This window comes from Pseudomonas sp. HMSC066A08, assembly GCF_001813025.1.
GTDB lineage: Bacteria > Pseudomonadota > Gammaproteobacteria > Pseudomonadales > Pseudomonadaceae > Pseudomonas > Pseudomonas aeruginosa.
In genome coordinates this window covers 25,748-51,544 of the sequence record NZ_KV811290.1, presented here as the reverse complement: position 1 = coordinate 51,544, position 25,797 = coordinate 25,748, and the positions used below count along the sequence as shown (strand labels likewise).

The 25,797-nt window shown below is 63.9% G+C and carries 22 protein-coding genes and 4 pseudogenes; 16 read left to right on the top strand and 10 right to left on the bottom strand.

The features are described from left to right. Positions 1–102: 102 nt before the first annotated feature. From HMPREF2886_RS09445 to HMPREF2886_RS09405, 9 genes are all read right to left on the bottom strand, one after another. Positions 103–855: an OST-HTH/LOTUS domain-containing protein gene (locus HMPREF2886_RS09445; protein WP_019484523.1), complete on the bottom strand. Its 753-nt coding sequence runs from the start codon at positions 853–855 to the stop codon at positions 103–105. A 238-nt stretch (positions 856–1,093) separates the two neighbouring features. Further along, positions 1,094–2,287, bottom strand: coding sequence for an STY4528 family pathogenicity island replication protein (locus HMPREF2886_RS09440; protein ID WP_023083181.1), 1,194 nt, complete (start codon positions 2,285–2,287; stop codon positions 1,094–1,096). A gap of 3 nt (positions 2,288–2,290) precedes the next feature. Continuing rightward, positions 2,291–2,851 carry a DUF2857 domain-containing protein gene (locus HMPREF2886_RS09435; RefSeq protein WP_010792177.1) on the bottom strand — a complete coding sequence of 187 codons (561 nt, stop codon included), beginning with the start codon at positions 2,849–2,851 and terminating at the stop codon, positions 2,291–2,293. Positions 2,852–2,868: 17 nt separating this feature from the next. Beyond that, positions 2,869–4,512 carry a ParB family protein gene (locus HMPREF2886_RS09430; RefSeq protein ID WP_023083182.1) on the bottom strand — a complete coding sequence of 548 codons (1,644 nt, stop codon included), beginning with the start codon at positions 4,510–4,512 and terminating at the stop codon, positions 2,869–2,871. Next, the gene (locus HMPREF2886_RS09425; protein WP_003454921.1) at positions 4,505–4,762 is read right to left on the bottom strand and encodes a hypothetical protein; all 258 of its coding nucleotides are present in this window, start codon (positions 4,760–4,762) and stop codon (positions 4,505–4,507) included. The genes HMPREF2886_RS09430 and HMPREF2886_RS09425 overlap by 8 nt, the downstream gene beginning before the upstream one ends. After that, the gene (locus tag HMPREF2886_RS09420) at positions 4,746–5,612 is read right to left on the bottom strand and encodes a ParA family protein (RefSeq protein WP_023083183.1); all 867 of its coding nucleotides are present in this window, start codon (positions 5,610–5,612) and stop codon (positions 4,746–4,748) included. Before HMPREF2886_RS09420 ends, HMPREF2886_RS09425 begins: the two co-directional genes overlap by 17 nt. Positions 5,613–5,652: 40 nt before the next feature. Then, entirely contained in the window at positions 5,653–5,871 is a 219-nt protein-coding gene (locus HMPREF2886_RS09415; protein WP_016852009.1) for an AlpA family transcriptional regulator, read from the bottom strand. Between the two features lie 141 nt (positions 5,872–6,012). After that, a complete protein-coding gene (locus HMPREF2886_RS09410; protein WP_003454930.1) occupies positions 6,013–6,771 on the bottom strand; it encodes a hypothetical protein in 759 nt (252 codons plus the stop codon). A 539-nt stretch (positions 6,772–7,310) separates the two neighbouring features. Beyond that, on the bottom strand, positions 7,311–8,219 hold the full coding sequence (locus tag HMPREF2886_RS09405; protein WP_012761385.1) for a LysR family transcriptional regulator: 909 nt from the start codon (positions 8,217–8,219) through the stop codon (positions 7,311–7,313). 139 nt (positions 8,220–8,358) lie between these two features. Between HMPREF2886_RS09405 and HMPREF2886_RS34965 the strand changes: the two are divergent. After that, positions 8,359–8,788, top strand: a pseudogene (locus tag HMPREF2886_RS34965) (IS66 family transposase); the annotation flags it as partial. Positions 8,789–8,909: 121 nt separating this feature from the next. On the opposite strand, the pseudogene HMPREF2886_RS35290 reads toward HMPREF2886_RS34965, so the two are convergent. Further along, positions 8,910–9,143, bottom strand: a pseudogene (locus HMPREF2886_RS35290) (IS110 family transposase); the annotation flags it as partial. A gap of 344 nt (positions 9,144–9,487) precedes the next feature. Here HMPREF2886_RS35290 and HMPREF2886_RS33105 point away from each other — a divergent pair. The 15 genes and pseudogenes from HMPREF2886_RS33105 to HMPREF2886_RS09325 form a co-directional block, all read left to right on the top strand. Next, positions 9,488–9,760, top strand: a pseudogene (locus HMPREF2886_RS33105) (helix-turn-helix domain-containing protein); the annotation flags it as partial. A 44-nt stretch (positions 9,761–9,804) separates the two neighbouring features. After that, positions 9,805–10,374, top strand: a complete 570-nt coding sequence (locus HMPREF2886_RS09390; protein WP_023083184.1) for an Hsp20/alpha crystallin family protein — start codon at positions 9,805–9,807, stop codon at positions 10,372–10,374. A gap of 93 nt (positions 10,375–10,467) precedes the next feature. Continuing rightward, a complete protein-coding gene (gene clpK, locus HMPREF2886_RS09385) occupies positions 10,468–13,317 on the top strand; it encodes a heat shock survival AAA family ATPase ClpK (protein WP_023083185.1) in 2,850 nt (949 codons plus the stop codon). A 16-nt stretch (positions 13,318–13,333) separates the two neighbouring features. Further along, on the top strand, positions 13,334–14,764 hold the full coding sequence (gene cls, locus HMPREF2886_RS09380; protein WP_023083186.1) for a cardiolipin synthase: 1,431 nt from the start codon (positions 13,334–13,336) through the stop codon (positions 14,762–14,764). A 27-nt stretch (positions 14,765–14,791) separates the two neighbouring features. Next, positions 14,792–16,621, top strand: a complete 1,830-nt coding sequence (gene ftsH, locus HMPREF2886_RS09375; RefSeq protein WP_023083187.1) for an ATP-dependent zinc metalloprotease FtsH — start codon at positions 14,792–14,794, stop codon at positions 16,619–16,621. A gap of 78 nt (positions 16,622–16,699) precedes the next feature. Beyond that, positions 16,700–17,158 (top strand): small heat shock protein sHSP20-GI, encoded by a 459-nt coding sequence (hsp20-GI, locus tag HMPREF2886_RS09370; RefSeq protein WP_019485624.1) that lies wholly within the window; start codon positions 16,700–16,702, stop codon positions 17,156–17,158. 21 nt (positions 17,159–17,179) lie between these two features. Then, complete coding sequence (gene yfdX1 / locus HMPREF2886_RS09365) at positions 17,180–18,088, top strand: heat resistance protein YfdX1 (protein ID WP_019485625.1); 909 nt, start codon at positions 17,180–17,182, stop codon at positions 18,086–18,088. Positions 18,089–18,190: 102 nt separating this feature from the next. Next, positions 18,191–19,078 (top strand): heat resistance protein YfdX2, encoded by an 888-nt coding sequence (yfdX2, locus tag HMPREF2886_RS09360; protein WP_023083188.1) that lies wholly within the window; start codon positions 18,191–18,193, stop codon positions 19,076–19,078. 96 nt (positions 19,079–19,174) lie between these two features. Further along, complete coding sequence (gene hdeD-GI / locus HMPREF2886_RS09355) at positions 19,175–19,786, top strand: heat resistance membrane protein HdeD-GI (protein ID WP_023083189.1); 612 nt, start codon at positions 19,175–19,177, stop codon at positions 19,784–19,786. 79 nt (positions 19,787–19,865) lie between these two features. Continuing rightward, the gene (locus HMPREF2886_RS09350; protein WP_023083190.1) at positions 19,866–21,011 is read left to right on the top strand and encodes an RNA polymerase sigma factor; all 1,146 of its coding nucleotides are present in this window, start codon (positions 19,866–19,868) and stop codon (positions 21,009–21,011) included. Beyond that, the gene (gene trx-GI / locus HMPREF2886_RS09345) at positions 21,001–21,441 is read left to right on the top strand and encodes a heat resistance system thioredoxin Trx-GI (RefSeq protein ID WP_023083191.1); all 441 of its coding nucleotides are present in this window, start codon (positions 21,001–21,003) and stop codon (positions 21,439–21,441) included. The genes HMPREF2886_RS09350 and trx-GI overlap by 11 nt, the downstream gene beginning before the upstream one ends. Before the next feature lie 3 nt (positions 21,442–21,444). Beyond that, a complete protein-coding gene (gene kefB-GI, locus HMPREF2886_RS09340; RefSeq protein WP_019485900.1) occupies positions 21,445–23,160 on the top strand; it encodes a heat resistance system K+/H+ antiporter KefB-GI in 1,716 nt (571 codons plus the stop codon). Then, positions 23,157–23,654 (top strand): annotated as a pseudogene (psiE-GI, locus tag HMPREF2886_RS09335) (heat resistance protein PsiE-GI). Before kefB-GI ends, psiE-GI begins: the two are co-directional and overlap by 4 nt. After that, positions 23,632–24,597, top strand: coding sequence for a zinc metalloprotease HtpX (locus HMPREF2886_RS09330; protein WP_003141083.1), 966 nt, complete (start codon positions 23,632–23,634; stop codon positions 24,595–24,597). The pseudogene psiE-GI and the gene HMPREF2886_RS09330 overlap by 23 nt, the downstream one beginning before the upstream one ends. Positions 24,598–24,621: 24 nt before the next feature. Continuing rightward, complete coding sequence (locus tag HMPREF2886_RS09325; RefSeq protein ID WP_012761372.1) at positions 24,622–25,773, top strand: S1C family serine protease; 1,152 nt, start codon at positions 24,622–24,624, stop codon at positions 25,771–25,773. Positions 25,774–25,797: the final 24 nt, after the last annotated feature.

The window sequence follows — 25,797 nt, the reverse complement described above, 5'->3', positions numbered from 1 at the left end:
CCGGTTTGTTCTGCGCGGAAGGCTGTGTGTGCCGGCTATCCCCTGGGGATAGCTCGGCGGAGTCGTTCGCGACTCGCGCGGAGGTGAGACCGCGTCGCGGGGCTATGCCTCGCGAGGTCTGTACCAGGCGGCCCGTTGCCCCTCCACCTCACGGTAGCGAAGCTCGAACATGCGGCACTCGTGCACCACCTGCCGCCAACTGCTGCAGCCGTAATTGGCTGGAAGCTGCTCGGGATGCCGGTCCGCGATCCAGCGGCCAGCGGCGGCGATCGGTGTCCAGCCCTCGACGGCCAACTGCGCGGCGGCCTCGCGTAGCGCACGAACGATGCCGGCGGCCGGCCAGTCCACCGTGCCGTCCGGCGCGATGCCATTGACCACCAGGTCGTGGAACACATCCGAGTGGACGAATTCCGCTGCCAGGCGCCGCGCCTGATCCATGTGCTCGGCCCAGCCGCGCAACTGCTCGAAGTGCTGATCGATGCGCGTGTAGGCGGAACCGAGTTCGTCCTGTGCAGCGCGGCACCCGTCCACGGTCCATAGATCGTGCTGGTCGATGAAGTGGTGCACCAGTGTGTTGCGCAGCGATACCAGGTCTTTGAGGTCGGCCTGGGTCTTGGCGTAGTCCTGCGCAGACAGGCTCAGTTGCACGCGCGTGCGAAAGGAGATCACGTCGCCGGGAAGATCGTCGTCGCGTTCCTCGCCGCCATTTCCATCGGTGACGACATACGAACCAAACAGTTGTCCGATCAACGTGCCCAGGGTCTTGGTCGCGGCATCTTCAATCCGCGCTGCGCGAATGGCCTCCAGCGAATGCGCCGGGCCTGAAATCTCGTGGTGGGCCACGATGGCTTTCATGAGGCGCTCGTATTGTTGAAGGCGCAACAGGCATCTGCCCAGCAAGCGCTGAACGTCTGGCTGTAGTGGTTGCAGTGCGTTTGTGACGGGGAAAGTCGTCATATCCATCGTTGGCCGGGCTCGTGCGTGGCTGTCCTCGTTTGATTCACAGGCGACAGTTTCGCCTGTCGTTCGGCGGGCAGCAATCGAGCACGGCGGAAGGGTGTTTGTTCCAGCTATCCCCTGGGGATAGTCAACATCAGCGATCACGCAAGGCTTCTCGGAGCTGAGCCAGGTAGGCACGTGCCACCTCGGGATCAGCCGCACGGGATGCTGGCGGTGACGAGGGCGCAGGTGACGGGGGCGCTGGCGGCGTCGATGCACTTTCTCCGGCCCAGGCCTTGAACTCCCCGCGGATCGCCTTCTGGATGATGCCAAACAGGTAGCCGGCCGGGTTGCGTACCGCGCTGTTGTGGCAGCGTGCCGCCCACTCGTCGAGAACGGCCTGCCTCTGCGCCTCGTCCACCTGCTGCAGCGCCACCAGCGCGCCGGCCTGCTGCTCGTCCTTCAAGCGCAGGAAACGCTCGGGCAGCCGCAGGTTCTGCAAGGCCCTCGCGCGCGGTACTGTACGTACTTCATTTATACGATCATTACGTACTGTAGGGTCCTCCTTCGGAATCCAAAGAGAGCCGTCCGGCGCGGGTTTCGGTCCTGCTTCGGATTCCGAAGACGGGCGCGCAGCATTCCGAAGAAGGGCTTCCTGGCCTTCTTCGGATTCGTGGTCCGCACCCTCCTGTGGATAACCTGGCGTCGTCCAGCCATGCCGCGCCATGCGCTGCGCCAGCACTTGCAGACGGGTCGGCAGCGTGCGCCCGCTGAGCAGCGGGTCTTCGGCGATCTCCCGCAGCGTGTTCATGCCCACGACCTGCACCGCCTTCGCCGCGTGCGTGAGCGCCTGGCTCACCAGGCCCAGGTAGTCCGGGTCGAGCTGCATCGCCTCGAAGGGTGACAGCGGTTCGTCGTGCAGCACGTAGAGGTTGCCTTGGATACGGCCGGTCTTCGGGTCGCGCCGTCGTCGCACCAGGCTGAGCCAGCGCGTCAGCCGCAGCAGCGTCAAGGCGCGCGCCACGGTCTCGTGCGAGGCTTGCGCCGCACAGGGCATGGACGCCAGATATGGGCGGAGCTGGTCGTAGGTGGGAAAGGCGGTCACGCCGTCGTCGTTGAGCTGCAGGCGGAACACCTGCCAGGCATTGCGCTCCAGCGGCGTCAGGCGCCGGTCGAAGAACAACGCGCGCGGCACGCTCTCGTGCCGGTTGCCGCTGTAGAGAAAGCCGTCCTGGCTCGGCGCCGTGCCCTGCGCCGGTTCCTTCGGCTCAAGGTGCCGCAGCGCCTCGTCGAACAACGCCGACAGCGCAACCGGGCCATCACGCCGTGGAGCGTCGCCCGTCGTCATGACCTACACCAGCCCCTGGTCGACCCAGTTCCGTATCGCCGACCAGATCACCGACATGGGCAGGGTCATGGCCTCGGCCAGGTCCATGGTCAGCGCCAGCATCGCCATGTCGTCGTTCAGTGCGATGTGCCGCTCCGTGATGCCGGCCTTCCAGCGTTCCCACAGGGCCACGTCCTGCGCCTCGTCGAGCACCGGATGCCGACCCTTACGCTTGGGCAGCCCGAGGATGTCGCGGCGCAGCGCCACTTCCTGATGCGTGAGGCCGTAGAACTTGCTGACCATCTCCGTGCTCGCCCCCAGGCGCAGCATGCGGTCCACCGTGGCGATCTCCCGCTCCACGTCGTGCACCTGGCTCAGCAGCCGCTTCAACACTTCCCGGTTCACCGACACCGAACACCACGACACCGTGGCATTCACCAGCATGCTCACGAGTTCTGGGTGCTTCAGCGCATCCAGCTCCTCCTCACCGAAGCCCATGGCCTTGCAACGGCGCAACTGGCCGTTGCGCAGGTCATGCAGGGCCTGGGCGATCACGGCCTGGTTGAGCGGGTGCGGTGCCGACATACGGGAGCCTCCTGCGCTCAGGAATCCTGGCTCGCTACGCCGGCTTCCAGATCCAGCAGCCGACGCGCCAGGCGCAGCAGACGGAACAGCTTTACCAGCCCGGCATCGCTCAGGCGCGTGACCAAGCCGCCGTGACCATGCAGCAGCGGCCCAAGGTCATCGGCCAGCCGCGCGCTGTCCAGCCCGGTCGCGGGTGCCGGCGCGGTGCTCAGCGCGTGCAGCAGGGTCAGCATCGCACGCGCGAACGCCGGGAGCGCCTTCGCCTGGCCCACGGCCGGCGTCACGCAGACGAAGCCGATGCCGCCATCGCTGGCTTCGATGTGGTCGCCCACCGCCGCTTCCCCCGCGATCTCGCGAGCGAACTGCGAGATATGCACGCGCAGGCGATCCGGCACGTCCAGGCCCGGCTCGATGTACCAGACATCCGAGATGGGAAAGAGCCCGCCAACCTGCACCGGGATCGCACGCAGCGCATCTGCCTCGAAGTCGGGTAGCTTGTCGCCGAGCTGATCCGCGACCATCCGCTGGATGGACTGCAGGCGCTCGGTGGTTGGGGCCGGCGTCACGATGTGCCCCTGCAGGCGCTCGTCGCGCTGCCCGTCCCGGGCGTTTGGTGCAGCGGCAGGTGGTGCCGAGGGTGTCTCTGCCGGTGGCGCGACGGGCGAGGTGTCCCGTGGCGTTGGCGCCGCGGGCGACAGTTGCGGCGTGATGGCTGGCGCCGCAGGTGCGACAGGCGTTGCCGGGTTCGGCGCGGCCGGCTCGCTGGTCAATACTCGCTGACGGCTTTCGCTGTCATCGACCTCCAATGCCAGCGTGTCGTAGTCCGCTTCCAGCAGCTCGGCCATCTGACCCACCAGTTCGTCCTGCACGCGCTGGGGCGAGAAGCCCTCCGGCTGCGTGTCGAACTGCGACAGCACATCCTGAAACAGCGAAGCGAAGTCCACGGTCAGCGGCCGGCCCAGCGCACGCCGCTCCCAGGTGCGCTCGCACGCCTTGCGCAGCACTGCGAGCCGGTCCACCTGATGCCGGCCCAATCCGCCGTACAACAGCGTCGGGATCGCCGGCAGCAGATAGCGCACCGCATCGTTCATGCGGCTGATGTGTGACTGCGGCACCGGATAGCCGTCGGCCGTCAGTCGCCGCGCGAGTTCGCTTTGCGACAGCGCCTGGCCGCTTTCCTGCTCGTAGAACTCGCGCGCCTTCTCGATGCCCAAGGCCCGCTCGATGAAGGTCAGGCCGCCGCGCAGCTCGTTCTCGGCCAGATGCCCGGTCAGCGCCACGATTTCGCCGCGCGCCGGCCACGGGCGGAACAGGCACGCAATGCGGAAGAAGCGTTCCTCCTTGGTCTCGCTCCACAACTCGCGCAGGATCGCCAGCCGCGTGTTGCCGCCGTTGCGGATGATGTAGTGCGGTTCGCCGGGCCGGCGCGTGATCGCGGGCGGCGCATCGAGCCCGCGTTCGCGGATCGAGGCCTTGATGTCCTCGTAGGCCGGGTTGCGCGTCACGCGCGGGTCGTGGTCGTAGGGGCGCAACTGGTCCAGCGTCACCACCATCGGCGTGTCGGCGATGGGGTCGCTCAGGGCCGCGACCGAAGGGCCGTTGCGCTCGAAGCCCGAGGCCAGCAGATTGGCGGCCATGTCCTGCGGCGTCAGGTCAGCCACGGCCATTCTCCTGAGATGCTGCAACACCCTGGGCCGCCTGTCGGTCGGCGCGGCGAAGCTGCGCACGGGCGTTGCGCTCGGCGCGGTGGTCGCTCGCCGTCGAGCTGGTGTAGATCGGCGCGCAGCCTTGCTTCGTGAACAGCAGGTGCCCGCCGCGGGTGCGCACCACCTTCCAACCTTCTCCCAGGGCGAACTCGATCAGCCCTCGCAGCCGCTTGTGGCCGCGGGCCAGGTCATGTGCGCTGGCCATGGCCGGCTCCTCCCGCGTCGCCTCGGCCGGTGACGAGCGCAAAGCGCTCCTGCCACGCCGGGAACAGCTCGCCGGCCAGCGCGCGCATGGTCTCCAACGCCGCGGGCGCCGTGCGCCCAGCCGGCTGCCGGCACTCCACCCGGTGCACCGGCAATCCTCGTGTCGCAGCGCGCGGATAGGCTTCGATGGCCGGTACGTCGGTGCCCAGCACCTGCACGCCGGCCTGTTCCTGAAACACCTGTCGCAGCGCCTGCTGGACCAGCCGCGCATTCGACGACACAGGATGCACACGGTTGATGAGCAGACGCAGCGGCGGCGGCTCGATGCCCAGGTGCCGATACGGCGCGATGTCCTCGATCAGTTGCAGCGTGCCGCGCCGCAGCTCGCGCGCCGCGAGGATTTCCGGCGTCACCGGCGACAGCGCCAGGTCGGACGCCAGCACCGCCATCTCCAGCAGCACGCTGCGCGCGCCCTGGGTGTCGATCAGCAGCAAGTCGTAGTGCGTGCGGAAGACGGGAAGCAGATGGCGCAGTCGCAGGCGCCCATCCGGAGCGTGCAGCAGCAGCGTGTTCAGTTCGCCGCGGTCGTCGTTGGAGAGCACCAGGTCCAGGCCCGCGATCACGGTACGCGACACCAGTTGCTCGATGCGCCGCTCGTTGAAGGCCAGCATCTGGTAGATGCCGCCGGGCGCGCGAACGTCCAGCGTGAAGTAGCTCGACAGCGTGGGCTGCACGTCCAGGTCCAGCAGCAGCACGCGCAGCCCGGCATCGGCGATGAAGCCGCCCAGGTTGGCCGCCGTCGTGGTCTTGCCCACGCCGCCCTTGGTCGAAATGATGGACACCACCTGCATGGGCTTCTCCTCGTCGAATGGCATGAACCGAGAAGAAGCGTCAGGCGCGTTCTTTGAGGCGATCGGCGATCCACTGTTCGATCTCCACCGAGTCCCAGCCCACCGCGCGCACGCCCAGGCGCAGCGCCTTGGGGAACTTGCCTTCCTTCATGAGGCTGTAGATGTGCGCGCGCTTGAAGCCGGTCTTGGCTTCGACCTCGGCGCGGCGCAGGATGCGGTGCTCGGGCGGCACTGCCGGCGCGGTGGTCTGCGAAGACATGAGAGACACTCCTTGACGCTCACTGGCGCTGTTCGGAAAGTGCCTCGTATTCAATACACCGCGGTCGCCGAAATCACTGCAATTGCAGAAGCAGCGACTGCAATTGCAGTGCGCCGCATCGGCATCATGCTGGCCGCGTCGTCAGCGCGACGCCTCCAGGTGGCGCCGCGCCTGCGCGAGCTTGCTCCACAGCGTCCGCTCGCTGAGACCCGGCCGCCCCTCATGGTGTGCGATCAGCGCGCTGACCACGGCATCCATGCTGCGGAACGACGAATAGGCCGCGCCTGACGGCGAATTGCCCAGCAGCAGCGTCAGCAGTCCGCCGATGATGTTGAGGTAAGTCGTCTCGCTGCGCAGGCCAGGCTCGCGCGCCTGTTCGTCGTTGGCCGCGCGCGTGGCATGTTCCTTCGCCAGTGCTTCGTGCGCGGTGCGCAGCGTTTCATGCACCAGGGCAAGTTCGGCAAGTTGCGACTTCGCTGCTTCGCGATCGGCCAGCAGAATGTTGAGCGTGTCCACGCTCACCGCCGGATGCACCGCGCGTTCGATGCCGTCAAACAAAAACCCCGGCCGATCGCCGGGGTAGAACTGCGACATCCACGCTTTCAAGTCCACGTGGCGCACGGTCAACTCGGGGTCGTCGAGCGCCGGCCGCTGCGAGTCCAGCACGATGCCGGCCTTGCCACCGGGCAATTCGCCATGCGTCAGCGCGTCGAAGATGCGCTCGGCATACAGGCGCAGCAGCGGCCAGCGCGGGAATTCGCCGGGCTCCGGCATGGCACGCTGCTCCAGCGCTTCCAGAATACGCTGCTCGAAGCGCAGGAGACCGCACCAGCGGACGGCCGCCTCGATCGGTCGGTAGTACGTCTTTGCGCCAAAGGCGTGGCTGCTCGATTTCGGCATATCGCGCTCTTCCCATCGTCGGATCGACACATGGCAAGCGCGCGCGGCCCACATGGGCGCAGCGATTGCCCAAAGAACCCGATGAAGCGCGAGCCGGTCGGCATCGTGGTGGACGTTGGGTGCGGCGATGTCGCCGAGCGTTACGCAGGGGGCAAACCTCCTTGCGGTGCCCGCTACACCTCAACCATAATGCACCTGCGAAAAATCTTGTTACCGGCGCAACGGTCTGAAAAGCCGCGCATCCAAGTTCGATCAGGAAGGGATGCCGCGCTTTACCGGAAAACCAGGGCAAAGTTTTCGTAGGAATACGGGCGGGGTAAAGCGCCAATGCGACTTCCGGCTGAGCCGGTTTGCATCCAGCAAGGGCTCATGCGTTCTGCGTCACTGCTGTGACCTCGACAGCTTGAAGGTGCCTTGCTTGATGCCGGGTGGATAGGCCCGATTCGCCATCCATGCCCGTGACGCAAAAGGTCGGCCGCCGATGCAATGCGGGTCAAGGTCCAGACCGAAAGGGAATCGTACCGTCCAAAATCCCCGCGTCACATCGGGCGTTGATCGGTGCCTTGCGGGCGTCCGACACGCTCCACGCGGTCGATGAACTGCCGCAGCGGCTCCATGATTTCGCCTTCGGGTCGCAGTAGATAGGTCGTCAGCGAAGCGGTCTCGTCGGCCAGCGGCCGCACGACGACATCGGCCTGATGGCAACCCGCCAGATGCGCCGCGCTCGAAAAGCCCACGCCGTAGCCGGCGGCCACGAGGGCCAGCATCAGGGAATGGGTCTTGACGTACTCGGCTACCGTCGGCTGCGCATCCACCGTGCGGAGCAGCCGTTCGCGCTGCCGGCTGCAACCTTCGCAGACCTGGGGATCGCACAGCACCAGCGGATAGCTCGCCACTTCCTCCAGCGGCACTTCCTTGAAAGCCAGCAGCGGATGCCTGGCGGGCAAAGCCACCACCAGCGGGTCTCGCCACACCGGCATGGCGACGATGCCGGCGTCCATTTCACCAGCCAATGCAAAACCTGCGTCATACAAGTCGTTGCGCAGTCCAGTCACCAACTGCGCCAGTGGCGTTTCAAATATCCGAATGCCGACCTGTGGTGCCTCCTCGCGGCAAAGCGCAAGCAACGCCGACAAGCGGGCCTGCCCCATGTCACCAGATAGTGCGATGCGCAGCGTGTTCCGCTGGTTCGCTGCGGCGCGTGCCTTGGTCTGCGCTTGCTCGAAGGCCAGCAGTACGCGCCGGGCTTCTTCGAGGAAGACCTGTCCCGCCGGTGTGAGACGAACACTGCGTGGCAAGCGGTTGAGCAGCGGCACCCCTAAATCCGCCTCCATCTGGCGGATCGTGCGCGACAGTGGAGACTGTTCGATGTGCAGCCGTCGAGCAGCCCGGCCGAAGTGTAGTTCCTCGGCTACGGCGATGAAGCAGCGAAGATGGCGTAAGTTCATGCTTTCTCCCTACCGATGTGATCAGTCCATATCATCGTAGGGAGCCGAATAGTGCGGAGGATTCACCTCTGTATCGAGATGAGAGCCATCCTGGGGGGTGATGCTCGGATGCTTTTCGCCCATGTCAGCGCCTACGGCGAAGCTCTCGTTCGAGATCGCCCAGCTGCGACGCCTGAAGTTCGGCAAGAAGAGCGAGCAGCTCGATGCCGAACAACGCGCGCTGTTCGACGAGGCTCTGGACGCCGACCTTGCCGCGGCTGAGGCGCAGCTCTAGGAACTGCTGGGCAAGAAGAAGCCGCCGGCTACGCCTGGCGCGATGCCTAAGCGCACCGCCTTGCCGGCGGACCTGCCGCGCGTGGACTGCCACCACGAGCCCGAGAACACCCGCTGCGCGTGCGGCTGTGCGCTCAAGCGCATCAGCGAGAAGCTGGACTACACGCCGGGCGTGTTCACGGTCGAGTGCCACATCCGCGGCAAGTGGACCTGCGCATAGGTGCCGAACGCTGACCCAGGCGCCGGTCCCGGCGGAGATCATCGCCAAGGGCATCCCCACCTCCGGGCTGCTCGCGTAGGTGCTGGTCGCAAAGGACTCCGACCATCTGCCGCTTACATGGTCGTCCCTAGGCAAGCAGGAATAAGCTGCGTGAGTGAATCGGGAGGTTTGCGTAGCTGATGGCTGGCCAGCAGCGTCTGCGCCGGCGGCTTCACCGGCACGAAGCGCATGTGCGGGCGGGTTGCCGCCTCGCAGATCGCTGCGGCATCGGCCGCACCGTTCTTGCGTCCCTTGCCGGCCATGCGGTAGGGCGTGACGAAGTGGCCTGCAATCAGCCGCGCATCCAGCCCATAGCCGCGCAGCTTGCGTGCCCAGTGATGCGCACCGCCGCAGGCCTCCAGGGCCACCAGGCAGCCGGGAGGCAGCTCCGCGCACCAGGCCGCAAACTTGTCAGCGGCCAGCGCCTTGGCAACCACCACGCGCGCATCCACCGCATGCACCTAGATAACCCGCTTGGCCAGATCCACCCCGACTCGGGCAATCTCGTTCATGGACTTCCCCTTTCACATGGCTGCAGATTGATGACTTGGGGAGCACCATCGCGGTGGCAGCCAACATTTGTTTCCTGGCTGCTTACGATTGAGTCACATCAATCGGCCAGCAGATCGCTGAATGTTGACTCTTGACTTTCGGCATGTTAGGCGCAATACCTTGCAAAGTCTTGCAAGAACTTCCTCAGGCGAGGCCGCGTGACGACGGAACTTGTGGGGGTGGTATGACAGCGCGCCAGCAGGCGATCTTCACACTCGACGAGTTGGCTGCCTACTTGAAAGTCGGCAAGCGGACGCTTTACCGGCTCGCCTCGCACGGGGAGATTCCGGTCTTCAAGGTCGGCGGGACGTGGCGGTTTCGTCAAAGTGAAATTGAACGATGGATCAATGATCAGATCCAAGCAGGCAGAAAGAAGGAGGTGATACGCACAGATGAGCAGCCAAAGTCAGCGGAACATCCCGTGTCGCCTGGGCGCGCTGTCCGTCGCCGCAGGCAAACGGAGCGAGCGAGAGTCTTCAATTTTTCTTCTGGAGGTGTGACATGGACATTGATTTCAAGAAATTGGCTCCCTGGAACTGGTTCAAGAAGGAGCAGGAAGAACAACAGAGCACTGCCTCGCTGCCGGTGCAGCGCAATGACCTGCCGGTGGCGGGTGGGCCCGTCAGTCCCATCCTGCAATTGCATCGCGAGATCGACCGCCTGTTCGACGACGCGTTTCGAGGCTTCGGTCTCCCGACGCTGGCCATGCCACGCTGGCCGTCGGACTGGCCGGGCATGCTGAAGCCGGCGCTGGACATCCAGGAGACCGACAAGCAGTACAAGATCGCCCTGGAAGTACCCGGCGTCGAGGAAAAAGACATCCAGATCACGCTCGACAACGACGTGCTGCTGGTGCGCGGTGAAAAGCGTCAGGAGCAGGAAACGAAAGACGGCGGTTTCCACCGGGTGGAGCGCTCCTACGGCAGCTTTCAGCGCGCTCTGAACCTGCCGGCCGATGCCAACCAGGACACGATCAAGGCCGCTTTCAAGAACGGCGTGCTCACGATCACGATGGAAAAGCGCGAGGCCAGTACGCCCAAGCAGGGGCGCTCGATCCCGATCAACGGCTGACGCGGGGCAGCGCGTTTTTCTCAAAAACCACAAAGAGATGAGGCACCGTGATCGGCGGCGCCTCGTCAAATCAATCTTTACAGGAGCATCAGCATGGCCAGAAAACAATGCCAAGTCTGCGGCCAGTCCGCCACGGTGCGGGTGGAAGCCAATCTCAATGGTCGCCACAGCACCATGCTGTTGTGTGACGATCACTATCGCCAACTGGCGCGCCAGCAAAAGCGCACCGTCTCGCCGCTGGAGGCTCTGTTTGGCTCGCGCAGCGGTTTGTTCGAAGACTTCCTCGGCAGCGACTTCTTCCGCATCGGTGACGATGCACCGTCCGTGGCGGCTGATGCCGACGAAGTGGTCGATGCGTCTTTCGGCGAATCCGCTCCCGCAACGGCGGGCACGGCGCGCCGCCGCGGCAGTGGGCTGGCCAGCCGTATCAGCGAACAGTCCGAGGCCCTATTGCAGGAGGCCGCCCGACACGCTGCAGAGTTCGGGCGCGCCGAAGTCGATACCGAACACCTGCTGCTGGCGCTATCCGACAGCGACGTGGTCAAGACCATCCTGGGGCAGTTCAAGATCAAGGTCGATGACCTCAAGCGCCAGATCGAATCCGAAGCCAAGCGCGGCGATAAGCCGTTCGAGGGCGAGATCGGCGTGTCGCCCCGGGTCAAGGACGCGCTCAGCCGTGCTTTCGTGGCCTCCAACGAACTCGGCCACTCTTATGTCGGGCCGGAGCATTTCCTGATCGGGCTCGCCGAGGAAGGCGAAGGTTTGGCGGCCAACCTGCTGCGCCGTTACGGCCTCACGCCGCAAGCGCTGCGCCAGCAGGTAAGCAAGGTGGTCGGCAAAGGGGCCGAGGATGGCCGCGCCGAGACGCCGACCAACACGCCGGAACTCGACAAGTATTCGCGCGACCTCACCAAGATGGCGCGCGAGGGCAAGCTCGATCCGGTCATCGGCCGCGCGCAGGAGATCGAGACGACCATCGAAGTGCTGGCCCGGCGCAAGAAGAACAACCCGGTGCTGATCGGCGAGCCCGGCGTCGGCAAGACCGCCATCGTCGAAGGGCTGGCGCAGCGCATGGTCGCCGGCGAAGTGCCCGAGACGCTGCGCGACAAGCGCCTGGTGGAACTCAACATCAATGCCATGGTGGCCGGCGCCAAGTACCGCGGCGAGTTCGAGGAGCGCGTGCAGAAGGTGCTCAAGGAAGTGACCGAGCACCAGGGCGAGCTGATTCTCTTCATCGACGAAGTGCACACCATCGTCGGTGCAGGCCAGGGTGGCGGCGAAGGCGGGCTGGACGTGGCCAACGTGTTCAAGCCGATGATGGCGCGCGGCGAACTGAACCTGATCGGCGCCACCACGCTCAACGAGTATCAGAAGTACATCGAGAAGGACGCCGCGCTGGAGCGTCGCTTCCAGCCGGTGATGGTGCCCGAGCCGACGATAGCGCAGACCATGATGATCCTGCGCGGCCTGCGCGACACCTTCGAGGCGCACCACAAGGTCAGCATCACCGAGGATGCGATCATCGCCGCCGCCGAGTTGTCGGACCGCTACATCACCGCGCGCTTTTTGCCTGACAAGGCCATCGACCTGCTCGACCAGGCGGCCGCACGCGTGAAGCTGTCGGCCACGGCCCGCCCGGTGGCGGTGCAAGAGCTGGAGTCCGAACTGCACCAGCTGCGGCGTGAGCAAGACTATGTGGCTTCGCGCAAGCAGTACGACAAGGCCGCCGAGCTGGGCAAGCGCATCGAGGCCAAGGAGACTGAACTCAAGAAGCTCGTCGAGGAATGGGAACGCGAGCGCGCCTCGGGCAGCGCCGAAGTCAAGGCCGAGCATGTCGCGCAGATCGTCTCGCGCCTGACCGGCATTCCGGTCAACGAGCTGACGGTGGAAGAACGCGAGAAGCTGCTGCATCTGGAGCAGCGGCTGCACGAGCGCCTGGTGGGCCAGGACGAAGCAGTACGTGCCGTGGCCGATGCCGTGCGGCTGTCGCGCGCGGGCCTGCGCGAAGGCGGCAAGCCAGTGGCCACCTTCCTGTTCCTCGGGCCGACGGGTGTGGGCAAGACCGAACTCGCCAAGGCACTGGCCGAGTCCATCTATGGCGATGAGGGCGCGCTGCTGCGCATCGACATGTCCGAGTACGGTGAACGCCATACCGTGGCACGCCTGGTGGGCGCGCCTCCGGGTTATGTGGGCTATGACGAGGGCGGCCAGCTCACCGAGAAGGTGCGTCGCAAACCCTACAGCGTGTTGTTGCTCGATGAGATCGAAAAAGCGCACCCCGACGTCTACAACATCCTGCTGCAGGTATTCGACGACGGGCGGCTCACCGACGGCAAGGGCCGGGTGGTGGATTTCACCAATACCATCATCATCGCCACCTCGAACTTGGGCTCGGACATCATCCAGCGTCGGCTGAAGGCCCGTGGCGCCGCCGGCGAGGAATACGAGAAGACCAAGTCCGAGGTGATGGACGTGCTGCGCGGACACTTCCGCCCCGAGTTCCTCAACCGCATCGACGAGATCATCGTCTTCCATGCGCTGGGCAAGGAGGAGATCCGCCATATCGTCGGCCTGCAGCTCGATCGTGTGGCCCGCAACGCCGCCAGCCAGGGCGTGACGTTGACCTTCGACCAGACCTTGATCGACCACTTCGCGGAGGAAGGCTACAAACCCGAGTTCGGCGCGCGCGAGCTCAAGCGGCTGATCCGCAGCGAGCTGGAAACCGCGCTGGCACGCGAGATGCTCGGTGGTGGCATCGGCAAGGCCGATCACGCCAGCGCCCGCTGGGATGACAAGGCCGAACGGGTGGTCTTCGAGCGCCAGGAGCCAGCCGCGCAGCCGGCCGAGCCTGAAAAGCCCGATGCAGCGAACGTGGCCGAGGCACCGCCGAACGGCGAGAGCAAGCCTGCGCGCAAGAAGAAGTCAGCGGGCGGCGGATCTTGAGCGATGGGAGGCTGTCGTGTCCGACCCCAATGGGCTGACATGGGCAGCCACCCTCGTGTCGCTGGCGGTCGCTGTTCCCACAGCGGGGCACGCGGTCATCTACAAGCGTGACCCTCGATCGGCCACGCTGTGGGTACTGCTGATCGCCTTGTTGCCGCTGGGCGGTTCGCTGCTGTATGGGCTGTTCGGCATCAACCGTTACCAGCGGCGGGCGCGGCGGCTCTTCCCGGGGGCAGATCCTGCTGCTCGGCAGGACCTCTCGCCCACGATGCCCGAGCCCGTATCGCCGCCGCTTGCCGGTCTGGCCCACCTGGTGGGACGCGCCACCGGCCAGTCGCTGACCAGCGGCAACCGCATCGAGCCGCTCATCGATGGCGAGCAGGCCTACCCGGCCATGCTCGCTGCCATCGAATCGGCGCGGCACAGCGTCGCGCTGGCTTCGTACATCTTCGACGGCCAAGGCATCGGGGCGCAGTTCGTCGATGCGCTGAGCCGGGCTCATGCGCGCGGCGTGCAAGTGCGGGTGCTGATCGACGACGTGTATGCCCGCTGGACGCCCCGCAGCGCCTACCGCGCCTTGCAGCGCGCCGGCGTTCCGGTGGCGACGTTCAACCCGACATTGATTCCCGCGCGCCTGCATGCCGCGCATCTGCGCAATCACCGCAAGCTGCTGGTGATCGATGGCGAGACGGGTTTCACCGGCGGCATGAACATCTTCGGTTCGTATTGGCGGCCCGATGCGCCGGGCCAGGCCTGTCACGATTTGCACTTTCGTCTGCGCGGGCCGGTGATTGCGCATCTGATGCGGTGCTTCACCGATGATTGGTGCGATACCACGGGCGAGCGGCTCAGCAAGGGTTACTGGGGCGAACCGCCCGTAACGGCTGATGAGCAAGGAACCAGTTGGGCGCGCGGCATCGAGGCCGGTCCCGATGAGGCCCTGGACCGGATGCGCTGGACCTTCATGGGCGCTTTGAGCGCCGCGAAGCATTCGGTGCGCATCTGGACACCGTATTTCGTCCCCGATCAGCCCATGATCGCGGCGCTAAGCACGGCCGCGTTGCGCGGCGTGCGTATCGACGTGCTGACGCCCGCAAACGGCGACCATCCCACGGTGCAATGGGCCGCGCGCGCCCACTACTGGCAGGTGCTGGAGCACGGTGTGCGCATCTTCGAACGGCCTGGCCCGTTCGACCACAGCAAGCTGATGCTGGTAGACGGAGCGTGGTGCTGCCTGGGTTCGGCCAATTGGGATGCGCGCAGTTTGCGCCTCAACTTCGAGTTCAATGTGGAGGTGTACGACACCGCGTTGTCTACGCGGCTGTCATCCCTTTTTGATGCCGCCCGTGATGCGGCGGACGAGATATCGGCGATGGCGTTGCGCGCCCGCCCGCTGGCCATCCGCTTGCGCGACGGGGTGGCCCGTCTGTTCACCCCCATTCTCTAGCGACACGGCTTGCGAGGTACCCTGCCCATGGAAAAGAAAGATCAATGGAACATTGGCTACTGGATCGTCGCCGGTCTGTTGCTGCTGACGCTGCAGAACTACTGGCAGGCGGCCAAGACCGTCGAGCCCGTGCCCTACAGCGAATTCGAGAAGGCGTTGGCCGAGGGGCGCGTCGCCGATGTGCTGGTGGCGGACCGCACGGTGACCGGGCGCCTGAAATCGCCGGACAGCCGGGGCAAGACCACCATCGTGGCCACCCGGGTCGAACCCGACCTGGCCGAGCGGCTGTCCAAGTACGACGTGCCCTATGCGCGGGTGGTGGAAAGCACCTGGCTACGTGATGTGCTCTCCTGGATTCTGCCGGCGGTGGCCTTCTTCGGCGTCTGGTTCTTCCTGTTCCGCCGCTTCGCCGAGAAGCAGGGCATGGGTGGCTTCCTGAGCATCGGCAAGAGCCGTGCCAAGGTATTCATGGAGAAGAACACTGGCGTCACCTTTGCCGATGTCGCGGGTGTCGATGAGGCCAAGGCCGAGCTGGTCGAAATCGTCGACTTCCTCAAGAACCCGCAGGATTACGGCCGCCTCGGCGCGCGCATCCCGAAAGGTGTGTTGCTGGTTGGCCCGCCCGGCACGGGCAAGACCCTGCTGGCCAAGGCCGTGGCGGGCGAGGCCGGGGTACCGTTCTTTTCCATCTCAGGCTCGGAGTTCGTCGAGATGTTCGTCGGCGTGGGTGCAGCGCGCGTGCGCGACCTGTTCGAGCAGGCCCGCGGGCAGGCGCCGGCCATCATCTTCATCGACGAGCTCGATGCGCTGGGCCGCGCGCGCGGCGTCGGCGGCCCCATCGGCGGCCACGACGAGCGCGAACAGACCCTCAACCAGCTGCTCACCGAGATGGACGGCTTCGACAGTTCGGTGGGGCTCATCATCTTGGCAGCCACCAACCGGCCGGAGATTCTCGATCAGGCCTTGCTTCGCGCCGGTCGCTTCGACCGTCAGGTGCTGGTGGACCGTCCCGACAAGAAAGGTCGCCTGGATATCCTGAAGGTCCATGTCAAGAAGATCACCCTGGCCCACGGTGTAGATCTGGAACAGGTGGCTGCGCTGACCACGGGCTTTTCGGGTGCAGACCTCGCGAACCTGGTCAACGAGGCCGCGCTGGCCGCGACCCGGCGCAAAGCGTCCGCCGTGGAGTTGCAGGATTTCACCGCCGCCATCGAGCGCATCGTGGCGGGCCTGGAGAAGAAGAACCGCGTGCTCAGTCCCAAGGAGCGGGAAACCGTGGCCTATCACGAGATGGGCCATGCGCTGGTGGCGCTGGCGCTGCCCGGCACCGACCCCGTGCACAAGATCTCGATCATCCCGCGCGGCATCGGCGCGCTGGGCTACACGCTGCAACGCCCCACCGAAGACCGCTTCCTGATGACGCGCGCCGATCTGGAACACAAGATCGCCGTGCTGCTGGGCGGTCGTGCGGCCGAGAAGCTCGTGTTCGGCGAGCTGTCCACCGGGGCTGCCGATGACCTCGCACGGGCCACCGACGTTGCCCGCGACATGATTACGCGCTTCGGCATGGATGAGGGCTTGGGGTACGTTGCTTTTGAGGCACAGAGGCCGCGTTTTCTTGATGCGCCTGAACTGGTACAGGGTGGCTGCCGGGTAGCCGAATCGACTCAGACACGCATCGACCAAGCCATCCGTGACATCGTGATGGGTGTGTTCGAGCGCGCCTACCGGATCCTCGACACCAACCGCGCGGTGCTGGAGCGTTGTGCGCGCGAACTGCTGGCGCGGGAAACGCTCGACGAGAACGACATCCTTCAATTGACCCAAGGACTTGTTCTTGATGGAAACGAAAAGTAGTAGGCGCTATTCAGAGTGAGCCGGCGGCTCTGTTCGGTGCGTCATCCAATTCGCCGGCATTGTTCAAGGAGAACCGATATGTCTGCATTGACTCCGTGGGACCCCTTCCGGGAACTGGATGAATTGCAAAACCGCCTGGCGACGATGTTGGGACGGACACCCCAGCGACAGGGCGCCCGTACCGGCAACGAAGCCATGACCACGGCGGACTGGGCACCAATGGTGGACATCAGCGAGGATGAGAACGCATTCCTCCTCAAGCTGGATCTGCCGGAGGTCCCCAAGGATGCCGTGCGCGTCAGCGCGGAAAACGGCGTACTCACCATCAGCGGCGAGCGCAAACTGGAAAAAGAGGAGCAGGGCAAGAAATTCCACCGCATCGAACGTGCGTATGGCCGCTTTGTGCGCAGCTTTGTCTTACCTGACAACGTTGATCCGACCAAGGTGACGGCTTCGATGAAAGACGGCGTGCTGGAAGTGCGGCTTGTCAAGGCCGAGCAAGCCAAGCCGAAGCAGATTGAAATTTCAGTCAATTAACTTCAATTGGAGTCCAACATCATGAATATCAAACAGCCCCAATACATCCGTTCCGCACTTGCCCTGGCGGTCTGCATCGGACTGAGTGGACCGGTTTTGGCCCAATCGGCGGCAAGTCTAAGCGCTGCAGCGCCCTCTGTCGCACCCAAGGCGGCGCAGCCACAAGTAGACGACAAGGCCGCCCAGGAAGCCGAAAAAAAGCGTTCCGAGCTCACTCAGGACGCCATCACGGCGCTCACCAAGACCCAGGAGGCTTTGACCCTCCTTGATGCAAATAAGACCAAGGAGGCGCTCGCTGCGCTGGAACTGGCCACCGGAAAGCTGGAACTGGTATTGGCACGCGACGCCAAACTTGCTTTGGCGCCGGTCGATGTACGCGTCATCACCCATGATATCCACGCCAACGTGGAATCGGTAAAGAAAGCGGTCAAGTTGTCTCGGGAGTTGTTGGGTGATGGCGAGGTGCAAAAGGCCCGGCCCATCGTTGCCAATCTGGCCAGCGAAATCGTGATCGAAACCGACAACCTGCCCATGGCAACGTACCCGGCAGCGATCAAGTCGGCTGCACGGCTCGTCGACAGCGGCAAGATCGACGAAGCCAAAGCAGAGCTCGCCCGAGCACTGAACACGCTGGTGGTCACCCAAGTTGTACTCCCTCTGCCCGTGCTACGGGCCGAAGCCGCGATAGCAAAAGCTGAAAAGCTGGCCGAGACTGACAAGCGCGATGCCAAGCAGAACGAGGAGCTCAGCACCTTGCTGTCGTCCGTGCGCACGGAGATCGAGCTGGCGCAAATCCTGGGTTATGGCAAGAAGGAGGACTTCAAACCCATCTTCGATCAGGTGAAGTCCATTGAGCAAAAGTCGGCTGGTGGCAAAAGCGGCAATGGATGGTTCGACGAGTTGAAGACGCGCATCCAAAAGCTGTTTTGAGGTGATGAAGGGGCCGACTGCTCCATCGGTCAGTCTCGCGATATTCGCAGTCGGCCCCAATAGATTCGCCTATTTTCACTAACTCATACGAGGCATATCACCATGAATGAGCAAACATCGAATCCCAATGCGACGAACGAAGGAATAAACGAACAGGCCGCGGTAAGCAGCCTTCCTGTCAGTCCAGAGGCCAAGCCTGAAGTCGTCACGGAGGTACAGCCTGAGGTTCAGAAGGAAATGGACTCGCAGGCGGCAGACAAACGTAAACAAGTCCTCGATGAGGCCGTCTCGGCCTTGGCGCTGACCAAATCAGCGCTGGCCGCACTTGACGGCAAGGACGCTGCACGCGCATTGGCAACGCTGGCCGAAGTGACGGGAAAGCTGGAGCTGATCGTTGCGCGCGAACCCACGCTCGCCCTGGCCCCCGTTGATGTGCGCACCATCGTGCACGACTTGTTCGCCAACACGGAAACCATTGAGGCGATGACCGACGAGGCGCTGGATGCCCTCAAACATGGCGAGGTGCAACAGGCTCGCCACGTGCTGGCTTTGCTGGCCAGTGAAATCGTGATCACGGTCACCAACATCCCTTTGGCGTCCTATCCCGCAGCCGTGAAGGCAGTCGTGCCGCTGATCGATCAGGGCAAGATCGAAGAAGCCAAAGCCGCGCTGCAGGCAGCGCTCAGCACGTTGGTCGAGACGCGCAGCGTGCATCCGCTGCCCGCCCTGCGCGCCAGGCTGCTCCTGAAGCGCGCCGAGACCTTGGTAGAAGATGGTCAGCGGAGCGAAGCGTCCAATGAGCGCCTGGAGACATTATTGAACGAAGCGCGGCAGCAGTTGGAAATGGCAGAACTGCTGGGCTATGGAAAGAAGAAGGACTTTGAGCCCCTGTATACTGAACTCAAGAAAGTCAAGCAAAAGACGGCTGGGGGAGGCGGCGGAATAGGCTGGCTCGATGAAATCAAGGCAAAGCTGTCCAAGTTGTTCTGAAACCGCTGGATAGGGCGTAAGAGGGGCGCGTCGCGCCCCTCTCTTGGCTCAGGAGTGTTTGCTTTTTCACCCCATTAGATCTTTAGGAGATATTGCATGAACACAGACACCATCGCTAATTCCAATGCGGATGACCCCACCAAAGCACTGTGTTCGCTGAGCCAAAATTGGTGGCTTTTTGTGCTGCGCGGTGTCGTGGCATTGATTTTTGCAGCCCTTGCGTTCTGGATGCCACAATCGGCTCTGTTGGCCATGACCATCATGTTCGGCGCATTTTCCTTGGTCAATGGCGCTTTCAACTTGGTTGCAGCGGTGCGCCATATCCAGAAAAAAGAGCGCTGGGGCTGGCTGCTGTTCAGCGGCATTGTCGGCATACTTACGGGCGTCGTCGTCCTGGTTGCTCCTTGGGTCGCCACGATAGTCTTGGCTTCTTTTTTATGGGCTAGCGTGGGCTTCTGGGCGATTTTCACCGGTGTGCTGGAGATATCCGCCGCCGTTCGGCTGCGTCAAGAAATCAAGGGTGAAATTTGGCTTGCCTTCAGTGGACTGCTCTCGATTGTCCTTGGCGCTATCGTCTTGTGGATATTTTTTTCCCGTCCGGTCGAGTCATTCCTGGCCGCAGGCTGGCTGTTGGGCTTCTATGCGGCAGTCTATGGTGTCACGCTTTTGTTCTTGAGTTGGCGTCTTCGCAAAACGCGCCAGGGATAAGAGCGGGTCAAACTAAATTCTATGGATATGAGCATCCTCGATTCATACCTCCATAGAAATGACATCGAAGGAGTCATACATGCAGATGCAATATAGCTATCGAGCTATCGACAAAGAGTTTCATGAACCTTGGCAGAGAGCTTTGGGAAATGTGATCGAGCACGCCCTCAAGCCATTGCTCGACAAACACACTAAAGATTCAGCGCAACTTCAAATCGTCCTTGATCGCGACAAGATCAAGCGGCAATTTCTGGCCAGTGGCTATATGCACCTGCCCGGCAAAAAGACTGTCAGCGTTACTGCATCACATGACGAGCTGACGCCCCTCGCGCAGATGCTCGCACAGTCGTTGTTCCGTCAGGCCAAGAAGCATTTTGACCGACTGCATGCTCAGGATCAAATCAAGCGCAAAGCACGACGCGAGCGCTTGCGCGAGCTCAAGGTGCGGATTGCCGCAAAACCCGCATCAGCCGCCCATGAGGCCGAGGCGACCCGAATGCCTCTACTGTCGAAACTTGAGGCTGTCGCAAGGCGTGAGCTGGCTTATCTGCGGGCCGTCGGCGATTTACCGCGCGATTATCCGACGCTGCGCGACGTGGTGGATGAAGCGATTGTCCGAGCTGAGGTGGAATGGCAATCCGTGCCGGGGGAAAAAGAGGCTTACACCGGTCTTTTGAAGCATCTGTTCGCCGTCCTGGATAACGAAGTGGCAAGCAGCCGGCAATTTGGCGAATTCGTTTCTCTGGACGCGCCGGTCGAACCGGATGCCCAAGACGTCGCCGAGGCCATGGTGGAAGAGGAAGTCTTCGAATTTTATCAGCCCGATGACACACTCAGGCTGGCCGATATCATCGCTGACAGTCAGCATCCCGATGCCGCAACGATCGCGGAACAGGAGGAGCTAGTTGATCGGTCGAGCGAGTTCGCTTTTGCATTCGACCTGCTGAAGGACATGCCGCGTTTGTGGCGGCGCATTTTTCTGCTTATCCGTGTGGACGGGCTGGATGCCAGCAGCGTCTCTGAGATCCTGCTGATTCCTAGTAAGGAAGATACTGTCCAAAGGTGGCTCATGCAGGCCGAAGCATTCATCGCTGCTCATCTGGAAGAGGCCGGAGTAAGCAAAAACGGGAACGATTGGCTCCAAGGCGTTGATTGGTCGGCATTGTCTGTGACCCGGAGCGAGGCAGCCTCACTGTGGTCCAAGGAGGCGAACCATGAAGAATAATCTTCACCTCGTCTGTCCGCATTGCCAGTCCATCAACCGCGTACCGACTGCGAAGCTATCGGAACATCCCAACTGCGGCCGCTGCCAGCAGCCCTTGTTCACGGGCGAGCCCATCGAGTTGACCACGGCGACGTTCTCGCGCCACGTGGAGCGCAGCGACCTGCCACTGTTGGTCGATTTCTGGGCACCTTGGTGCGGGCCGTGCAAGATGATGGCCCCGCAGTTCCAGCAAGCGGCGCACCAGCTCGAACCCAGGATCCGGCTGGCGAAGGTGAATACCGAGGCTGAGCCCCACCTGGCCGCGCAGTTCGGTATCCGCAGCATCCCGACGCTCGCCCTGTTCCAGGGTGGGCGGGAGATCGGGCGTCAGGCCGGCGCCTTGGGCGCGCAGGACATCGTGCGCTGGGCATCTGCACAGGTGGGGCGCTGACCGATGCAGGACTTGCTCGGCGCCACCCTGATCCTGCTGGCGGCATGCAGCCTCGCGGCGGTGGCGACGGCGGCGTTCAGAGTACCCGCCTTGCTGGGTTACCTCGCCGTCGGCGCCTTACTGGGCCCCTCAGTCACCGGCGTGATCGCGCCGGGAGAAGCGCTTGATTTTCTGTCCGAGCTGGGAGTGGCGCTGCTGCTGTTCATGGTCGGACTGGAATTCTCCCTCGGGCACTTTTGGCTCACTCGCAAGACCGTACTGGTGGCTGGCAGTTTGCAGATGGTCGTTGTGGCCGCACCTCTGACCCTGATGCTGATGGGTTTGGGGCAGCCAGCTCAGAGCGCTGCGCTGCTCGGCACTGCGGCGGCCATGTCGTCCACGGCGCTGGTCAGCCGACAACTGGCCGACCAAGGCGAGCTCACCACCCGCCACGGCCGCAGTGTCATCGCCGTGCTGGTCTTTCAGGACCTGGCCAGCGTGCCCCTGCTGGCCTTGCTGGCGATCTGGGCGCGCGGCGAGTCGCCGAAGATCGAGCATGTGCTGCTCGAAGTATTCGGTGTGCTGCTGCTGTTCGCGGCAGCGGCCCTCGCCTCGCGCCGTCTGTTGCATGGCCTGCTGGGCTGGGTGGCGCGGCGGGGCCACGAGGAATCGTTCGTGCTCGTCTCCTTGTGCGTGGTGGTGGCTGCCGCCGCCGCTGCGCACGCGGTCGGCGTATCTGCCGCCCTGGGTGCGTTTTTGGCCGGCATGGTGCTGGGCGAGAGCGACTTCCGTCACCACATGGAAAGCCACCTCAAACCGTTTCGCGATGTGTTGTCGGGGGTGTTCTTCGTGACCATCGGCCTGCAGTTGGACGGAGCGCAGATTCTTTCGGCACCACTGGCGGTGCTCGCGTGGCTGGCAGTGCTGGTACCGGTCAAGATCGGGCTCAACACCCTGGCCTTGCGGGCGACGCGCCTGTCCGCCCTCGATGCCTGGCGCACGGGCATAGCGTTGGGGCACGGCGGCGAGTTCGCCCTGCTGTTGTTGGGCACGGTCTTGCAGCAGCATCTGATCCCCGCGACCGTCGTCCAACCCATGCTGGTCGCGCTGGTGCTCAGCATGGCCCTGGCACCGCTACTGATCCGCCATCACGATGTACTTGCCCGGTTCTTGAGCCGCACCGGCGGCGTCATTCAGCCACCCCAGGCTGAAGAAGTCGAGATCGCCGCGCAGACGACGCGATATCGAGACCATGTCATCATTTGCGGCGCGGGCGAGCTTGGCCTGACAGTCAGCGAGATTCTTCGCCACGCCGGCGTGGCGCATCTGCTGCTGGAGGCGGACGCGCAGAAGGTCGAGGCCGCGCGTGCCGCCGGCGCGCCGGTGTTCCATGCCGATGCCAGTCGGCCCGATACCTTGCTGGCTGCCGGCTTGACGCATGCGCACTTGGTGGTGCTGACGTTCGCCCATGCCCAGCAAGCGTTGCGCATCGCCCAGGCGATTGCCGAGCACCGTCCGGCGCTGACCTTGTGGGTGTCATGCAGAAGTACGACCGCGGCCGATGCATTTCGCGCCATGCCCAACGTGCGCGTGTATCAGCAATCCTTTGCCGCAGCTATTGGGCTGGCGGAACAGGTGATGTCGACGCTTGGCATGTCGACCGAGCTGATTGAAGGACACATCAGCGCAATGCGCCGCCGTCTCGACAGCAGCCGTTTTCCAGGGAGTTCATCGTCATGAAATCAACACGCCTTAACCCATTTCAGGTCTTACGTGACCAATTGGCCATCATGAGTTTTTACGAGCGCTTCGAGCAGGTCGTCGCGCTCGTGCTGTCGGCGGTGATCGCCGTCATCATCGTGGTGTCGCTGTTCCAGCTCATCTCCATCGTCTTCACGCTGCTGGTTCTAGATGCCTTCAATCCCCTGGACCACGAGGTATTCCAGAGCGTGTTCGGCATGATCATGACGCTCTTGATCGCGATGGAGTTCAAGCATTCCATCGTGCGCGTGGCGCTGCGTCGGGACAGCATCATCCAGGTCAAGACGGTGGTCCTGATCGCGCTGATCGCACTCTCCCGCAAGTTCGTGATCCTCGACTCCGACGCGAGCCCCGCAAAGATAGCCGCGCTGGCAAGCGCCACGCTGGCTCTAGGTGCGACCTACTAGCTGCTGCGCAAGCGCGGCGACTGCGCCGCCGAGACCTCTGAGCATGACCCGTCATCATCCCAGTGATCCGCGCACGGCGCTCTTGCAACACCGCTGGCTCAACCGCCTGCAGACCGGGCTGTTGGTCCTGACCCTGGTCGGGATCGCAGCCGCAGCAGGGAGACTGCCGTTTGGGGAAGGCTGCCTGTGGCTCGCGCTGTTTGCCATTGCAGGTGCGTTGCTGCTGGAACCGGTAGCCGCGTCGGCGCTGAGCTTGCGCCTGTACCGCGTACGGGCCTTGCACCCGCAAGAAGCCCACAAGATGTGGGCCCTATTGCGCGAGCTGCCCGCCCGTGCCGGTTTGCCCGCCACGCCGGTGCCGCACTATGTGCCCAGTGCCGTCGTCAACGCCTTCGCCACCGGATCGAAGCAGGAGGCATCGATCGCCCTCACCGATGGCCTGCTGCGCAGCCTGAGCCCACGCGAGCTGGCGGGTGTGCTCGTGCACGAGGTCGCGCACATCGCTAATGAGGATCTGCGTGTCATGGGGCTGGCGGATTCCGACAGTCGCCTCACGAGCCTACTGGCCCTTATGGGACAGATCGCGATCCTGCTCAGCCTGCCCGCGCAGCTGGTTGGCGCGGCGGAGGTCTATTGGCCTGGTCTATTGTTATTGGCCGCATCGCCCCAGCTGGCCCTGCTCGCACAGCTCGGCTTGTCTCGCGTGCGTGAGTTCGACGCTGACCGCCTTGCGGCGGAACTGACTGGCGACCCGCAGGGGCTGGCGTCCGCGCTGGCGAAAATCGAGCGGGTCAGCCGCTCCTGGCGTGCCTGGCTGTGGCCGGGATGGGGCAATCCCGAGCCCTCCTGCTTGCGCACGCATCCGGCAACGCAAGAGCGTATCGCACGCCTGCTGACGTTGGCGCCTGGGCCAGCATCAGCGTTGCCATTCCACGCGCCCCATTTCTTGCCGGAATCCGCTGTGACGCCGCGCCCGCCGCGCTGGCACCCGAGCGGGCTGTGGCGCTGATTGCCTATCAACAGGAGACTTCTCATGGCCTACCCCGACCCGTACCCACGCCCCGCACCGGACCCCTTCATCCGGCGCTGGCTCTTCATCACCGCCTGTATTGCCACGCTCATGCTGCTGTGGCAGTTCCTGCCCGCCATCGAGGCCTGGTTCAGTCCGCGCGAGGCGGCAGATCGCACCGTGACGGCGCGTGGCGATCTGGCGGCGGACGAGAAAGCCACCATCGAACTGTTCGAAGAATCGCGCGCTTCGGTGGTCTACATCACCACCGCGCAGCTGGTGCGCGACGTCTGGACTCGCAATGTCTTTTCCATGCCGCGCGGCACCGGTTCGGGCTTTATCTGGGACGATGCCGGCCACGTCGTCACCAACTTCCACGTCATCCAGGGTGCTTCTGAAGCCACGGTCAAACTCGCCGATGGCCGCGACTACCAGGCCGCGCTGGTGGGGACGAGCCCAGCGCACGACATCGCCGTGCTCAAGATTGGCGTCGGTTTCAAGCGCCCGCCGGCCGTGCCGGTCGGCACCAGTGCCGACCTCAAGGTGGGTCAGAAGGTGTTCGCTATCGGCAACCCCTTCGGCCTGGACTGGACGCTCACCACCGGCATCGTCTCCGCGCTCGACCGCTCGTTACCCGGAGAAGCGGGCGGCCCGGCCATCGATCACCTGATCCAGACCGACGCCGCCATCAACCCTGGCAACTCCGGTGGGCCGCTGCTCGATTCGGCAGGAAGGCTCATCGGCATCAACACGGCGATCTATAGCCCCTCCGGCGCCTCGGCCGGGATTGGTTTCGCCGTGCCGGTGGACACCGTCATGCGCGTAGTCCCGCAACTCATCAAGACCGGTAAGTACATCCGTCCGGCGCTGGGCATTGAGGTGGACGAACAGCTCAATCAGCGCCTGCTTGCACTGACCGGAAGCAAGGGCGTGTTCGTGTTGCGTGTTACCCCTGGTTCGGCAGCGCACAAGGCCGGCCTCGCGGGTGTCGAAGTCACGCCGCAAGGCATCGTGCCGGGCGACCGCATCATCGATGTTGATGGCAAGGCGACGGACGATGTGGCCAAGCTGCTCGCGCGGCTAGACGACAGGAAGGTCGGCGATGTGGTGGTCTTGTCAGTGGAACGGGCCGGCAAATCGCGCGAGGTGCGTGTGGAGCTGCAACCCGGGAATTGATTGAACTGAACCTGTGGATCAGGC

Excerpts from the sequence above, each read along its gene's own strand:
- HMPREF2886_RS09350 (WP_023083190.1), top strand. The coding sequence starts at position 19,866 with ATGCAGATGCAATATAGCTATCGAGCTATCGACAAAGAGTTTCATGAA.
- HMPREF2886_RS09330 (WP_003141083.1), top strand. The coding sequence starts at position 23,632 with ATGACCCGTCATCATCCCAGTGATCCGCGCACGGCGCTCTTGCAACAC.
- yfdX2 (WP_023083188.1), top strand. The coding sequence starts at position 18,191 with ATGAATGAGCAAACATCGAATCCCAATGCGACGAACGAAGGAATAAAC.
- HMPREF2886_RS09440 (WP_023083181.1), bottom strand. The coding sequence starts at position 2,287 with ATGACGACGGGCGACGCTCCACGGCGTGATGGCCCGGTTGCGCTGTCG.
- hsp20-GI (WP_019485624.1), top strand. The coding sequence starts at position 16,700 with ATGTCTGCATTGACTCCGTGGGACCCCTTCCGGGAACTGGATGAATTG.
- HMPREF2886_RS09410 (WP_003454930.1), bottom strand. The coding sequence starts at position 6,771 with ATGCCGAAATCGAGCAGCCACGCCTTTGGCGCAAAGACGTACTACCGA.
- ftsH (WP_023083187.1), top strand. The coding sequence starts at position 14,792 with ATGGAAAAGAAAGATCAATGGAACATTGGCTACTGGATCGTCGCCGGT.
- HMPREF2886_RS09405 (WP_012761385.1), bottom strand. The coding sequence starts at position 8,219 with ATGAACTTACGCCATCTTCGCTGCTTCATCGCCGTAGCCGAGGAACTA.
- HMPREF2886_RS09420 (WP_023083183.1), bottom strand. The coding sequence starts at position 5,612 with ATGCAGGTGGTGTCCATCATTTCGACCAAGGGCGGCGTGGGCAAGACC.
- HMPREF2886_RS09325 (WP_012761372.1), top strand. The coding sequence starts at position 24,622 with ATGGCCTACCCCGACCCGTACCCACGCCCCGCACCGGACCCCTTCATC.
- HMPREF2886_RS09435 (WP_010792177.1), bottom strand. The coding sequence starts at position 2,851 with ATGTCGGCACCGCACCCGCTCAACCAGGCCGTGATCGCCCAGGCCCTG.
- yfdX1 (WP_019485625.1), top strand. The coding sequence starts at position 17,180 with ATGAATATCAAACAGCCCCAATACATCCGTTCCGCACTTGCCCTGGCG.
- kefB-GI (WP_019485900.1), top strand. The coding sequence starts at position 21,445 with ATGCAGGACTTGCTCGGCGCCACCCTGATCCTGCTGGCGGCATGCAGC.
- trx-GI (WP_023083191.1), top strand. The coding sequence starts at position 21,001 with ATGAAGAATAATCTTCACCTCGTCTGTCCGCATTGCCAGTCCATCAAC.
- clpK (WP_023083185.1), top strand. The coding sequence starts at position 10,468 with ATGGCCAGAAAACAATGCCAAGTCTGCGGCCAGTCCGCCACGGTGCGG.
- HMPREF2886_RS09390 (WP_023083184.1), top strand. The coding sequence starts at position 9,805 with ATGGACATTGATTTCAAGAAATTGGCTCCCTGGAACTGGTTCAAGAAG.
- HMPREF2886_RS09415 (WP_016852009.1), bottom strand. The coding sequence starts at position 5,871 with ATGTCTTCGCAGACCACCGCGCCGGCAGTGCCGCCCGAGCACCGCATC.
- HMPREF2886_RS09425 (WP_003454921.1), bottom strand. The coding sequence starts at position 4,762 with ATGGCCAGCGCACATGACCTGGCCCGCGGCCACAAGCGGCTGCGAGGG.
- hdeD-GI (WP_023083189.1), top strand. The coding sequence starts at position 19,175 with ATGAACACAGACACCATCGCTAATTCCAATGCGGATGACCCCACCAAA.
- HMPREF2886_RS09445 (WP_019484523.1), bottom strand. The coding sequence starts at position 855 with ATGAAAGCCATCGTGGCCCACCACGAGATTTCAGGCCCGGCGCATTCG.